Source organism: Gemella sp. 27098_8_155 (genome assembly GCF_041433725.1).
Classification (GTDB): domain Bacteria; phylum Bacillota; class Bacilli; order Staphylococcales; family Gemellaceae; genus Gemella; species Gemella haemolysans_D.
This window is the reverse complement of record NZ_JAPWCA010000014.1, coordinates 1-12,659: the sequence shown is the minus strand read 5'-3', so window position 1 is coordinate 12,659 and position 12,659 is coordinate 1. Positions and strand designations below refer to the sequence as shown.

General features: G+C 30.2%; 13 protein-coding genes and 1 tRNA gene. 6 read left to right on the top strand and 8 right to left on the bottom strand.

From position 1 onward, the window contains the following. Positions 1-30: 30 nt before the first annotated feature. From O5Y44_RS06550 to spxA, 3 genes are all read right to left on the bottom strand, one after another. A complete protein-coding gene (locus O5Y44_RS06550; protein ID WP_035467019.1) occupies positions 31-312 on the bottom strand; it encodes a hypothetical protein in 282 nt (93 codons plus the stop codon). A gap of 4 nt (positions 313-316) precedes the next feature. After that, entirely contained in the window at positions 317-1,195 is an 879-nt protein-coding gene (locus O5Y44_RS06545; protein ID WP_371465765.1) for a CvfB family protein, read from the bottom strand. 128 nt (positions 1,196-1,323) lie between these two features. Then, on the bottom strand, positions 1,324-1,728 hold the full coding sequence (gene spxA, locus O5Y44_RS06540; RefSeq protein WP_271988069.1) for a transcriptional regulator SpxA: 405 nt from the start codon (positions 1,726-1,728) through the stop codon (positions 1,324-1,326). Positions 1,729-2,135: 407 nt separating this feature from the next. On the opposite strand from spxA, the gene O5Y44_RS06535 reads away from it, so the two are divergent. The 6 genes from O5Y44_RS06535 to fni all read left to right on the top strand — a co-directional run bounded on the left by O5Y44_RS06535 (position 2,136) and on the right by fni (position 7,097). Further along, positions 2,136-2,219: transfer RNA gene (locus O5Y44_RS06535), tRNA-Leu, on the top strand. Between the two features lie 156 nt (positions 2,220-2,375). Beyond that, positions 2,376-3,266, top strand: coding sequence for a cation diffusion facilitator family transporter (locus O5Y44_RS06530; RefSeq protein ID WP_371465764.1), 891 nt, complete (start codon positions 2,376-2,378; stop codon positions 3,264-3,266). A gap of 203 nt (positions 3,267-3,469) precedes the next feature. Then, positions 3,470-4,276, top strand: coding sequence for a mevalonate kinase family protein (locus O5Y44_RS06525; protein WP_371465763.1), 807 nt, complete (start codon positions 3,470-3,472; stop codon positions 4,274-4,276). Continuing rightward, positions 4,258-5,169, top strand: coding sequence for a diphosphomevalonate decarboxylase (mvaD, locus tag O5Y44_RS06520; RefSeq protein WP_371465762.1), 912 nt, complete (start codon positions 4,258-4,260; stop codon positions 5,167-5,169). The genes O5Y44_RS06525 and mvaD overlap by 19 nt, the downstream gene beginning before the upstream one ends. Beyond that, a complete protein-coding gene (locus tag O5Y44_RS06515) occupies positions 5,136-6,125 on the top strand; it encodes a mevalonate kinase family protein (RefSeq protein WP_371465761.1) in 990 nt (329 codons plus the stop codon). The genes mvaD and O5Y44_RS06515 overlap by 34 nt, the downstream gene beginning before the upstream one ends. 21 nt (positions 6,126-6,146) lie before the next feature. Further along, positions 6,147-7,097: a type 2 isopentenyl-diphosphate Delta-isomerase gene (fni, locus tag O5Y44_RS06510; protein WP_371465760.1), complete on the top strand. Its 951-nt coding sequence runs from the start codon at positions 6,147-6,149 to the stop codon at positions 7,095-7,097. Positions 7,098-7,299: 202 nt separating this feature from the next. Here the strand turns inward: fni and O5Y44_RS06505 are convergent, their stop codons facing one another. The 5 genes from O5Y44_RS06505 to O5Y44_RS06485 all read right to left on the bottom strand — a co-directional run bounded on the left by O5Y44_RS06505 (position 7,300) and on the right by O5Y44_RS06485 (position 12,223). Next, entirely contained in the window at positions 7,300-7,464 is a 165-nt protein-coding gene (locus tag O5Y44_RS06505; RefSeq protein ID WP_204644489.1) for a cytochrome C biogenesis protein, read from the bottom strand. Between the two features lie 192 nt (positions 7,465-7,656). Continuing rightward, positions 7,657-7,830 (bottom strand): 30S ribosomal protein S21, encoded by a 174-nt coding sequence (gene rpsU / locus O5Y44_RS06500; protein ID WP_003147339.1) that lies wholly within the window; start codon positions 7,828-7,830, stop codon positions 7,657-7,659. Between the two features lie 214 nt (positions 7,831-8,044). Further along, entirely contained in the window at positions 8,045-8,947 is a 903-nt protein-coding gene (locus O5Y44_RS06495; RefSeq protein WP_048802832.1) for a class I SAM-dependent methyltransferase, read from the bottom strand. Between the two features lie 86 nt (positions 8,948-9,033). Beyond that, positions 9,034-10,329 (bottom strand): GIY-YIG nuclease family protein, encoded by a 1,296-nt coding sequence (locus tag O5Y44_RS06490; protein ID WP_371465759.1) that lies wholly within the window; start codon positions 10,327-10,329, stop codon positions 9,034-9,036. Next, positions 10,298-12,223: a DEAD/DEAH box helicase gene (locus O5Y44_RS06485; RefSeq protein ID WP_371465758.1), complete on the bottom strand. Its 1,926-nt coding sequence runs from the start codon at positions 12,221-12,223 to the stop codon at positions 10,298-10,300. The genes O5Y44_RS06490 and O5Y44_RS06485 overlap by 32 nt, the downstream gene beginning before the upstream one ends. Positions 12,224-12,659: the final 436 nt, after the last annotated feature.

Here is a 12,659-nt window from a genome sequence, read left to right as displayed (position 1 = left end):
AGAAATCCCATTTAAGCCACCTTATGTAATTTATAGTTTAACTACAAAAATCTGTGCATCTTGTAGACAAGTAATAACGTGTTCTACACCTGCTGGGATTTCTAATAGTTCAAATTCATTTACAGTTTCTACTTCTTCTTCAAAAGCTACTGTAATTTTCCCACTAATGTTTAGTAATAAAATATTTTTATCATTACTATATGAGTCTGTTTGATTCCCTGTTTTAAGATTCATGTGCACTACTTGATATCTATCATTCTCTAAAACAATTCCACCTAATAATGCATTTTTATCTAATTTAATTTTTTTCATAGTTTTATCTTCCTTTACGTTTGTATAACCCGTCTTCTTCAATCATAATTAATTTATTCTTGAACAATCTTCCTACCGCACGTTTAAAGCTTCCTTTACTCATTCCAAATACTGCTTTAATCTCTTCTGGATCTGATTTATCAGTAAATTCGCAATAACCGTTATTTTCGATATAGTCCATTATTGCTTGACCATCGCTATCCATCCTTTCATGTGCACGTGGTAAGAATGAACCATTGATTTCTCCGTTATCTTTAACTCCTATAACACGTAGTGTCACTTTCTCACCAAGGCGTGGTTCTTTCTCACGTTCACTTTCATGAACGAAAACTTTGTAACCATCTTTTGTTAGTAAAAATGTTCCCACACGCATTAAACGATAAGGATAAGCTTCAATATCCTTGTTTTTCATACTCTTAGTAGCTTTTGAATATAATGATGCTACAATTGTTTCTGTCGCTAGACGAGCAAATAATTGACCACTGAAGTCACGACGAAGTGTTATAAACAGCTCGTCCCCTTCTTTTGGCCAAACACTTCTTAACTTAGGTAAATCTTCTCCTAAAAGTGGGATTTCACGAGAGAACCCAATATCAAGCCCTACCCTATCTTCCTCAACTTTTACAACTTTACTAAATGCATAATCACCATAAGTTACTTCTGGTATATTTGGTGTTGCGAATAATTTCCCACTACGTGAAGGATATACGAACATTGAATACTCTTCTCCAATTTCGTAATCATCTAAACTTTCAACGTCAGATTCGTTACAGCTTATTTCTTCTTCATTAGGTCCTTTAAAAACTAATGATGAACTTTTCTTTTCTACTAACTCTAAGAAATGAATTTCTCCAGTAATAAATTTTATATCTTCTCTTTCCATCAAGTACCTCTTTCTTTTATTTTTGTTAAATACTTTACAGTATTATTGTTGAGTATCTTCTCATAAAAAAAGGCTGATACCTAATATCAACCTTTAAATTAATCGGTAAAAGTAGTATCAGGGCGTACTTACTTAACCATATTTTTTATTTGTTTTAATTGATTTACTCTTATTTCCTTTGGAAGAAATCTTCTTATTTCATCTTCATTATACCCAACTTGTAATCTCTTATCATCAACAATGATAGGTCGTCTAAGCATTCCTGGATTATCTTGAATAACTTTATATAACTCTTGAATAGACATACTTTCGATATCCAAGTTTAATTTTTGGAACGTTTTTGATCTAAAGGAAATTATATCTTCTGTTCCGTGCTCTGTGATAGATAAAATATCTTTAATTTCATCTGTTGTTAGAGCTTCTGAAAAAATATTTCTTTCCACAAAGTCTATCTCATTTTCTATAAGCCAAGCTTTTGCTTTTCTACAAGAAGTACAACTAGGCGATGTAAACAACGTAACTACCACCAGCATTCACACTCCTTTATAAAAATAACATTAATATTTTTATAATTCTATATACTACTATATTATACTACATATATTATCGTTTTACAATATACTATTAGAAAAAATATTTTAATTTGTCAACTAAAAACACTTATTTTACATTGTTTCACACTTGACTATCCTTGTAAACACAAGCATAATGTTGTACCCTTACATTTTTTATTTGATTAGTTAAAATAAATTATATAATAATAAACTCATAAAACACTTCTTTATATAATCTAACTATCATATTATACAATCTAAAACTAAAACATAAATAAAATCTATCAAAAATTCCTATTATTTATCAAAAATTATTATCTAGAACCCTACTTTATACCTTGTACTGAAATTGACAAAGTATTTTATGTGTGTTATCATAGACGTATGCCAGCATGGCGGAATTGGCAGACGCACTGGACTCAAAATCCAGCGATGGCAACATCGTGCCGGTTCGACCCCGGCTGCTGGTATTAATATTTAAACAAAGGCACTAAGTATTTCTTAGTGTTTTTGTTTCGTTAAAGTTCACCTAAGTGAAATAATTTTAATTTTAAAATAACATTTTTTCTCTTGAATAATTTTTTTAAACCTGTTATAATGGTAAAACATTATTTTAGGAGGAAGCCATGAATAATTCAATTTTCGATAAATTAAAACGTGCTGAACAAGGTGCCAAACTTAGTATTCTGTCATATTTATTGCTGACCGTTTTAAAACTTTGCGCTGGTCTATTTTTTAAATCTTCAGCCTTAGTTGCCGATGGTATTAACAATGCTACCGATGTAATTTCATCAGTATGTGTACTTATCGGTTTGAAAATTTCTAGAAAACCAGCAGATGAAGATCACCTTTATGGTCACTTTAGAGCCGAGCTTATATCTACATTAATAGCTTCATTTATTATGCTATATGCAGGGATCGAAGTAGTAATGTACGCAATAAAAAAAATCATCTCAGGAACAATTGAACAACCTAACCTACTTTCTGCAGTTGTCGCTTTTATAGCGAGTGCTATTATGCTTGCAGTTTATTTCTATAATATTCGTCTAGCTAAAAAAATTGGAAGTAAATCTCTTAAAGCTGCGGCTCTTGATAATCTTAGCGATGCTTTTGTTTCTATCGGAACATTAATAGGAATCATCGCTACATATATCGGACTTCCAATAGCTGATTCAGTAGTCGCTATAATCGTAGGATTACTTATTATTTACACTGCTGTTAGTATTTTCAAAGAATCTACACACGTTCTTACTGACGGCGTTGATACTGAAGTGATAGATAAGGTTAACGATATTGTAAATGATATTAAAGGTGTAACATCAATAGTAGATACGAAAGGTAGAACTCATGGCTTACTATACTTTATCGATATTACTGTTACTGTAGAACCATCATTAAATGTTAAACAAAGTCACGACATTACCGTGAAAATTGAAAAAGCATTATCTAAAGAATTCTATTATTGTGAAACTTTAGTACACTTAGAACCACATGGTATTGCTTGCCATTCATATTAAAATATTCCAAGGTGAAATTATACTTCTTTTAACTTAAGTTATTTCTAGTATAATTTCATCTTTTTTACTGCACCGACGTTTGACAAAAACAAATACTAAAAGTATAATTATTGTACGTATAAAAGTATTTTTAACTATTAATTATCTTGCAATTAAATAGTATAAAATACTATTTAATTATAAAAATTGGAGTTATTAAATTTATGACGCACGCAAAAGCAATATTCTTCGGTGAACATGCAGTCGTTTATGGATACAAAGGAATTACTATTCCACTTCCACAAATGAATGTAGATGTCACTTTAGAAGAAACAGATACAATTCAACAAAGAGATGAGATTCTTAGCTTTATCGCTAATACATGTGGAATCGATAATAAAACAAAAATTAATATTACTAGTACCATTCCTGTAGGGCGTGGACTAGGTTCTTCTGCTGCGCTGAGTATCGCTATTGCACGTGCAAAAAAACTTCCAAATGTCAGAGAAATCGCTAATAAATGCGAGAAATTTATCCACGGGAATCCTAGCGGTATTGATGTAAATCAAGTACTTAGTGACACTCCCCTTTTATTTTCAAAAAAAGAGGGGGCTAGTGAGTTAAATTTCGATTTAAACAGTTATTTACTAATTATCGATACAGGTGTTGTTGGAATCACTAAAGAAACTCTAAAACACATAGCTGATAATTATTTAAAATACGAGAAATATATTACTGAATTAGGTTCAATCACTGATTTAGTAATTGAACCGTTAAAAAATAAAAACATCGATCTTGTCGGACAATATATGTATAAAGCTCATGATTTACTACGCAAACTAGGGGTAAGTCATGCGAGCAACGATGAGGTTGTGGAAATTTGTAAAAACAATAATGCAATTGGTGCCAAGCTAACTGGTGGTGGTGCTGGTGGTTGTTGTATTAGCCTTAGCAAAACAAAAGAAAATGCATTAGAAATTCAAAATGCATTAAAAGAGAAAGGATATTCATCATGGATAGTTACAGTTTAGGTTATGCTAACATTGCCTTAGTTAAGTACTGGGGGAAAAAATCTAAAGATCCTGTCTTACCTTATAATCCTAATATTTCTTTAAGATTAGACAATCTTTTATCAAAAACAAAAATAGAAAAAAATGACAACAATGTTGATGAATTTTATATCAATGACGAAAAACAAAGTCAAGAAGAAGTAGATAAGATGATTAAATTTATCTCTAAATTTACACCTACTGAACGAGAAGCTATAACTATAAGAAGTTATAATACTGTACCTACTGCTGCAGGACTTTCTTCAAGTTCTAGTGGTACTATGGCATTAGTTCTTTCTTGTAATGAATATTTCAAATTAAATAAAACTACTAAAGAATTAGTTGAAATAGCCAAAGAAGGTTCTGGTTCTTCATGCCGAAGCTTCTATAAACTTGCTGCTTGGCTTGAGGATGGAAGTGTTGAAGAGTTAGAATGCTCTCTAGACTTCGGAATGATGGTCCTTGTAGTTAGTGAAGATAGAAAGAAAATTTCTAGTCGTGTCGCTATGGAGCGCTGTGTTCAAACATCGACAACATTCGGTGCTTGGGTAGAAAAAGCTAAAAACGATTTTGTATTAATGAAAGAAGCTCTAAAAGAAGCCGACTTTGAAAAAATTGGTGAGATTACAGAAAGTAACGCACTAGCTATGCATGGTACAACTTCTACATCTACTCCAAGTTTTTCATTCTTAACTGAAGAAAGCTACATGGCTATGGATATCGTAAAAGAACTACGTTCTAAAGGTTATAGATGTTACTTCACTATGGATGCTGGCCCAAATGTGAAAGTACTATACTTAAGGGAAGATCAAGACAAATTATATGAGGAAATTTCAAAATTATGGAAGAAAAAAATAATTTTGTGCATGGAGTAGCATATGGTAAGCTCTATCTCGCTGGTGAATATGCGATTTTAGAAGATTACGCTTCTGCACTAATAACAAGTGTCCCTAAAAAAATTACAGTATTTGTAGAAGAAAGTAATAAAACTACTATCTTCGATACAATTAATAAAACTTCTGTTGGCCTTTTTGAAGAAAATAGTAACTTCACACTAGTTCAACAATTTATCCAATTTTTAACAGAATATACAAATAGTAATAAAACATTTGCTCTTACTATTTTCAATGAACTTCATAGCGATGATAAAAAATACGGGCTAGGCTCATCTGGTGCTGTTCTTGTCGCTATATCTCGAGCAATATTATCATTCGAAAATATTACGTATAATGATCTAACTATTTTCAAATTGGTTGCCCTATTTAATATTAAACACAATCTAAGCGGATCTATGGGAGATGTTGCCGCGAGTATCAATGATGGGATCACCTTCTATCAAAAATTCAATGCCAAGTTCGTTAATAATATGATTCGCCAAAACAAGTCTGTTAAAGAAATAATTAATACAAATTGGGATGGACTTCTTATTGAAAAAATACAGCCTAAAGCTGATTTAAGCATCTTAGCACGTTGGACCGGTGAAGCTGTTGATACGAAAGAGCACGTTAAACTTTGGAAACAACATAAAGATAATTACAAAGAAGAATTTAAAGTTTTTGTAGAGACTTCTAATCACCTTGTAAAAACATTAAAAGATAATTTAGTAGAAACGGATGCATCAAATGCTCTTAATACGATAAATAAACTTAGAGAAAATCTATTATATTTAGAAAGTTTCTCTAAAATACCTATGGAAACTAATGCAATGAAAAATTATATTGACTCACATTCTGCTGGTAAACAGAGTGGTTCTGGTAGCGGTGATATTGTATTAGGATTTGAAAAAAATAACGATAGGTATCAGCTACAACTGAACTTAGAAAAACTATAATATACTACGAAAGGATTAATTATGAGAAAAAAAGATCATATTAGATTGGCACTTGCTGATAAAACAAAAGTAACTAGCTTGGACTCATACGCAATTGATTACAATAGTATTCCACTTTTCGGATTAGATGATGTGGACACTTCTACATCAGTTTGTGGGGATCGTTGGGAATATCCATTCTTCATCAATGCTATAACTGCTGGTGGAGAAGATTGTAATAAAATTAATCAAGATTTTATGGAAGTTAGTGAAAAATGTGGAATTAAATTTTTCCCAGGATCATATTCTCCAGCTCTTAAGAGTAAAGAAGACGAAGAAGCTTATCCTAAAGGCTATTCGATAAACTTAGGATTAGATAAAGATCCAAAACTTGTTTTAGAAGCAATTGAAAAATCACAAGCAAAATATATTCAACTTCATACTAATCCTCTTCAAGAAATCGTTATGCCTGAAGGTGATCATAACTTCGAAAGTTGGTACGCTAACCTAAAAGAAGTTAGCTCTAAATCTCCTATTCCTGTAATCTTAAAAGAAACAGGTTTTGGCATGAACGAAGCTACTATTAAACTAGCAATCGATTTAAATATTCCAGCCGTGGACATCAGCGGTATGGGTGGAACAAACTTCGCTAGAATCGAAAATGGACGAAGAACTGATAAATCAACATACCTAGAAGCAATTGGATACACTACAGCAGAAAGTCTAGAAATCGCCTACTCTTATAAAGATAAAATAGATATTATCGCAAGTGGTGGTATTCGTAATCCTCTAGATGTTGTAAAATGTCTAGCTTTAGGAGCTAAAGCAGTTGGTGTTTCTAAAATTTTCTTAGAAATCCTTGTAAATGAGGGAAAAGATGCACTAATTCAAGAAATCGAAAAATGGAAAAAAGAAGTTAAGTTCTTGATGATACTTATGAATGCTAGAAACATAGCTGAATTAGATAAAAAAATAAGAAAAATAGAATTCTAAAATAAGAAGATTCCGTCCGTATTGGATGGAATCTTCTTATTATTTATGCTGGGAAAGACTCAAAAGACCTAAATTCTAACAAAGTCTATATGATAACTCATAGACGCAGTGGTTTATTGATATCTAAATTCGCTTTATAAAAGCTTTTTAGATATCTAATAAACTTTGCGGGGGTGACTCAACAAAATCGATTTCTACGAAATCACGATTTTTGAGTCACTCCCTCTTCTAATGCTGCTAGTCTTTTAATTGCTTTATTTAAATCATCTTGTAAATCATTAATTTTATTTTTATTCTTCTGATTTTCAGCAATTAAGTACCAACATGAAATTAATAACATAATATTTAAACAAATTATTGCAAACATACTATTCTCCTAGTGATAATAATTAAAATAAGAATAACACAATTTCTTTCTTTTAACAAGAGCAGTCCTACTCCATTATATAAAGATATAAAAAAACCTCATCTTTCGATGAGGTCCTTATTTTTTAAATAAATCTAAAAGAGGGAAAGTTTTTTAGATTTTATTAATAAATTGCGTGATAATTACCAATTATTAATATTTACGTTTTCTAGCCGCTTCAGATTTTTTCTTACGACGAACGCTTGGTTTTTCATAAAACTCACGTTTACGAACTTCTTGGATAGTTCCGTTTTTAGAAACAGCACGTTTGAAACGACGTAGTGCATCTTCTAGTGATTCATTTTTACGAACTACAGTTTTTGACATTGGATTTCCCTCCCTCCGATACTACAAAATCTTAATTTAATACTTAATTAAATGTTTAGAATGTAAAATAAATACAAACATTCAATCATTAAGACTGCTCTTTGAGCAATCTACTTACATATTGTATTATATTCTTACGTTCTTGTCAACCTTTAATAGCAATTTATTAACATATTTCTACGAAAATAACCTTTTCATTTATACATTAATGATGCTATTTTTCTAATAACCAATTTTTAAATTCTTCAATAAAATTAGCATAACCTTCTTTATTTTTATGACTAGGTACTTGAGCTAAAAATACTTGATTTGGCAATTTAGTTTGACCTTTTTTAGTTATTAAAATAATAGCTTTTTGTTGAGATGCATTTTTGAACATCTCATCAGGTAAAGTAATTACCGCATTTAAATTAATATCTTCTTCTAAAAATTTCTTGAAATTGTCTTCAAGCTCAAGAACTTTTTTAGGAACTACTAATACTCCTACACCATTATCATTTAAATAATTAGATGCTTGCTCGATGAATAGTAAAGCATTTAAGCTATATCCTTCAGCACTACAAAGTTTATAGTTTAAGCTATTATCCTCATCAGCATAATAGCCAAAAGGTACATCACTGATAATAACATCTTGTTTTTTAATATTTAAAGGTTTAAGTGCATCTTGATTAATAATCTCAACATTAGTTTCTAATAAATTGAAAATATTTTGTTGTAATCTAGCATAGTTATTATCAACATCTACAGAAGTTAATTCGTAGTCACCTTTTGATAAGGCAGCTAAGTTAATTAAGAAGTTTCCACTTCCACTAGCAAAATCAGCTACAGAAATCTTCTCGTTATTATATAAACACTCTAAAATGTGAGATACATACATAGTAATAACTTCTGGTGTAATGTCGTAACTTGGATTATTTAACTCTTTAAGAGCTTTTAATAGTAAAAACTGATAAGCTTTTTTAATATCCTCTTTAGAGAAATTGTCGACAATATCAAAATACTCTTCATCATTCTCTAAAGTTAAGTATTTCACTAAAGAATCAAAATACAACCCTTCACCTTTATTCTCTTCTACCTGTTTATCTATCTTAAAAAATAATTTTTCTAAATCTGACATGGTTCCTCCTTATTAACTATTCTAATCGTTTCTATAAATACTTACCTATTATAACATGAATAAAAGAATAATCAATAAAAGTTAAACTATTTCATAATACTCATTTGTAATTTTAAGATAATATCATTTATTACTTTTTCTAACTTCTCCAATTCTATAGAAAACCATTCTCTTGGTCTATACATTCTTCCATTCGGCATAGGTATCTCTATTTCTACTCGATAGTCTGATATAACATTATGGATAGCTTTTTCTAACTTCTCTGCATTCACATTAGCTACCTGCCAAGTTGTTACTATTGCAACATCTGAGTAAAGATATGTTTCTTCATTTTTTGCATTCGAGATTCTTTGCTCGACAGTATTCTTCGTAACTCCCACTTTATAAAAATTAGGTATACTTTGTATTTTACTATTTGAACTTAAAGACTGTAAAATATATATATTCCCTGTGACTATATCTTTAGTTTTATAAAATTCACTATTTCTATTAATAATATTACTAACTTTAAAAGATTGTTTTCTTCGGAAATCAGCAGCAAGAGAATTACGACGTAATTTTTCGTGATACATACCATTCTCATAGATTACTTTCATCTTGGCATTCTTAGTTGCAGTTCCTTTTTTATTTACTACTACCTCTTGATCCCCCATACTCTCTACAAACAACATTTGACCATTTACAATAAAGTAGTCTCCAGCATTTATATTAGCTGAACTCTCGCCTTCATTAACTATAGGTAACAATTCACGTCTTCCACTAGTAATATCACTATGAATATTTTTAAACATTCTATCGTACTGTTCAAAATCATCTAATTTTTTTATAACAGCGTAATCCCTTGGCTGTGCCCTTTTTTGTTTATAACTCGCATATCTACTCGTGTCTAACAATGATTTTTCTAATTCTGTATCATAATCATCATTTTCTAAGAATATCTCATCAAAACTATCCATATCATCGCAAATTGCATCTAAACCATCAAAACTCTTTTCTAGATTTCCCATATCATATATTATTTTACTTTCACACACTGAATTGTTCAATTTATCATTTGATAAATCATTCTCATCATTTTGTCCTAGTAAATTAAATTCATCTAAATATTTCACCTTCTTGGCTAGTTCCTTATCTAAGCGATAACTTTTTAATCTATTAAATAGAGTTCTTTCTCTTCCAATCTTTTTTTGTTCTGGTTCTCTTCCATTTTCTCTATAAAATTCAACAATTTCTAGAAAAGATTGGATTATAGGATCTTGAGCTTTTTCTACAAGTTTCGGTTGTTCTTTTAAATGTTCAATAAAAAAATCATCATTGAAAATATCTTCTAATTTATTGAAATCAGCCATATTATTCAGTTCCTCGCTTGTTTCTAAGTTCATTAAGTTTAACTAACGCAAATGCTAATCTTCTTTCATATTCATCTACTGAATCTTTTAAAGGTTTCCTTTGATTTTCTGATACAAATCTTTTTATTAATGGGTAAATAACTAAAAGTTCCTCAGTAGTAAAATTATACTTATTCTTGTCAATTTCTCGTTGAATTATCTTAAGTGTAGGAACATCTAAATTCTTAGACATAACCTTGTATGCCTCTTGGAAAGGACAAACTTGTCTTATTAAATCTATACTAAGCTCGTCTACCTTAATCAATTTATTTCCAAATTTTAAAAATTCTGATCCCTCTTTAGCTTGTACAAACGTTCCAGATTTAAGTCCCATATCAACTATTACATAATCTGCAACTTCTTTAATTTCATCATTAGTTAATTTAGGATACTTAGTTTGAATAACCTTAGGAATTAATATATCATTTACCACCTTAACATCCGTTTGAGTCATAGCTTTTTGAATGTCATTATCTGAAAGAATAGTTGCTCTTAAATCAGATAAATCTTTTTCTACTATATCTTTCACCTTTTGAGTCGATGGATCTTTTAACCCTGATATAAACACCCCTGTTCCTGACGTTCCTTTTTCATCATCACCTTTACGAGGTTTAAAATGAACATCTGGTTTTAATACACTCTCCATTAGAAGTGATGCTGATATAGCTTTTAAGAAAGTATTAACTGTTGAATTTATTTCATCATTTTCTGCATCTGGACTAACAATCAAGTTGGTAAACTGAGCATGATTTTTATTTGAACTATCCCTTGTACAACGACCTATTATCTGTACTATTTCTGTTAGTGAACTTCTATAACCTATTGTTAATGCATGTTCACAATAAGGCCAGTCAAATCCTTCTTTTGCCATTCCTAATGCAATAATAATATCCATATCATCAACATCACTAATGTTAGCCAAATATTTAGATATCTTACTTCTAACCAATGGATTGTCTTCCACTAAATCAGCTACTTTTAGTAATCTACCATCAGTCGTTCTTATTAAATGAATACTATTTTCTTCATCATAATCTTCATACTCACCTATAATATCAAATATTTTCTCCACTTCCTCATGCTTATCTTTGGTAGATTCTCTTGAATTTACATTTGGAATATGAATAATTGTTTTTTTGCTTGTATCTAACACATCATGTAATGAGTCTAAATAACTCCCTTTATAAAAACTATAGTTTATACTAAAACTTTTTAGATACTCATAACCATCAAGTTGCTCATAATATGAATAAGTCACTTTATCAAACTTATCTTCGTCAATTTCTTCCAATATAGTTATACTATCTCCTCTAAAATATGAACCCGTCATTGCTACTATATGAGCTGAAGTATTACGAATAATATTTTTTAATGCTGTTCCTAAAACAGAAGAGTCTTCAGATGAAACATGATGGAACTCATCTATCGCAACTAAAACATTGTCGAATAACTTATCATCAAGTTTTTCATATGCATGTCTAAAAGTAGAGTGAGTAGCAATAATAATTTCCTCATTTGAATTCATAAATTCAACAAATGCTTTCACCTTACTTTTTTCGCTACCTTCTAGTGTAAGATTATACTTCTTATTTACCTTCCAATCAGCATAAAAACCATAATCTGTTAAATTAGTATCCTTAAATGAAGCTCCTATAGATCTTTCAGGAACTGCAACAACTACTTTTTTTACTCCTTGTTTTAAAAGTTTATCCAATGCTATAAACATTAAAGCACGTGATTTCCCTGATGCCGGTGGTGATTTAATAAGCAAATGTTGTGAATTTCTCTTCTCAAAAGCCCTAGCTTGCATTTCACGCATTCCCATGCTATTTGTTTTTTTACTATTCCCATTCTTATTATAATTTATTTCAACTAATTTATTTTCCATAATAATATTCCTTTAATTTTTTAATTCTATAATTCCTATTATCTCTACTACTATAGGGCTTATTGCACTTTTGATTATATCCTCATTATTACCAGTGCAACTTACTGCAACTTAAATTTCTTATATCACAACTCTTATTATCATTGCTACTATAGCTTTTATTATACCTTTGATTATATCTTCATTATTACTTGTGCAACTTACCGCAACTTAAATTTCTTGTATCATAACTCTTATTATCGTTGCTACTATAGCTTTGATTATATCTTCATTATTACTTGTGCAACTTACTGCAACTTAAATCTCTCACACTACAACTCTTATTATCATTGCTACTATAGGCTTTACTATACCTTTAATTATATCTTCATTATCACTAGTGCAACTTACTGCAACTTAATTTTCTTACACTACAACTCTTATTATCATTGCTACT

What these genes read in the sequence shown, in the direction of transcription:
- O5Y44_RS06550 (WP_035467019.1), bottom strand. Translation starts at nt 312, where the DNA reads ATGAAAAAAATTAAATTAGATAAAAATGCATTATTAGGTGGAATTGTT.
- O5Y44_RS06545 (WP_371465765.1), bottom strand. Translation starts at nt 1,195, where the DNA reads ATGGAAAGAGAAGATATAAAATTTATTACTGGAGAAATTCATTTCTTA.
- spxA (WP_271988069.1), bottom strand. Translation starts at nt 1,728, where the DNA reads ATGCTGGTGGTAGTTACGTTGTTTACATCGCCTAGTTGTACTTCTTGT.
- O5Y44_RS06530 (WP_371465764.1), top strand. Translation starts at nt 2,376, where the DNA reads ATGAATAATTCAATTTTCGATAAATTAAAACGTGCTGAACAAGGTGCC.
- O5Y44_RS06525 (WP_371465763.1), top strand. Translation starts at nt 3,470, where the DNA reads ATGACGCACGCAAAAGCAATATTCTTCGGTGAACATGCAGTCGTTTAT.
- mvaD (WP_371465762.1), top strand. Translation starts at nt 4,258, where the DNA reads ATGGATAGTTACAGTTTAGGTTATGCTAACATTGCCTTAGTTAAGTAC.
- O5Y44_RS06515 (WP_371465761.1), top strand. Translation starts at nt 5,136, where the DNA reads ATGGAAGAAAAAAATAATTTTGTGCATGGAGTAGCATATGGTAAGCTC.
- fni (WP_371465760.1), top strand. Translation starts at nt 6,147, where the DNA reads ATGAGAAAAAAAGATCATATTAGATTGGCACTTGCTGATAAAACAAAA.
- O5Y44_RS06505 (WP_204644489.1), bottom strand. Translation starts at nt 7,464, where the DNA reads ATGTTTGCAATAATTTGTTTAAATATTATGTTATTAATTTCATGTTGG.
- rpsU (WP_003147339.1), bottom strand. Translation starts at nt 7,830, where the DNA reads ATGTCAAAAACTGTAGTTCGTAAAAATGAATCACTAGAAGATGCACTA.
- O5Y44_RS06495 (WP_048802832.1), bottom strand. Translation starts at nt 8,947, where the DNA reads ATGTCAGATTTAGAAAAATTATTTTTTAAGATAGATAAACAGGTAGAA.
- O5Y44_RS06490 (WP_371465759.1), bottom strand. Translation starts at nt 10,329, where the DNA reads ATGAACTTAGAAACAAGCGAGGAACTGAATAATATGGCTGATTTCAAT.
- O5Y44_RS06485 (WP_371465758.1), bottom strand. Translation starts at nt 12,223, where the DNA reads ATGGAAAATAAATTAGTTGAAATAAATTATAATAAGAATGGGAATAGT.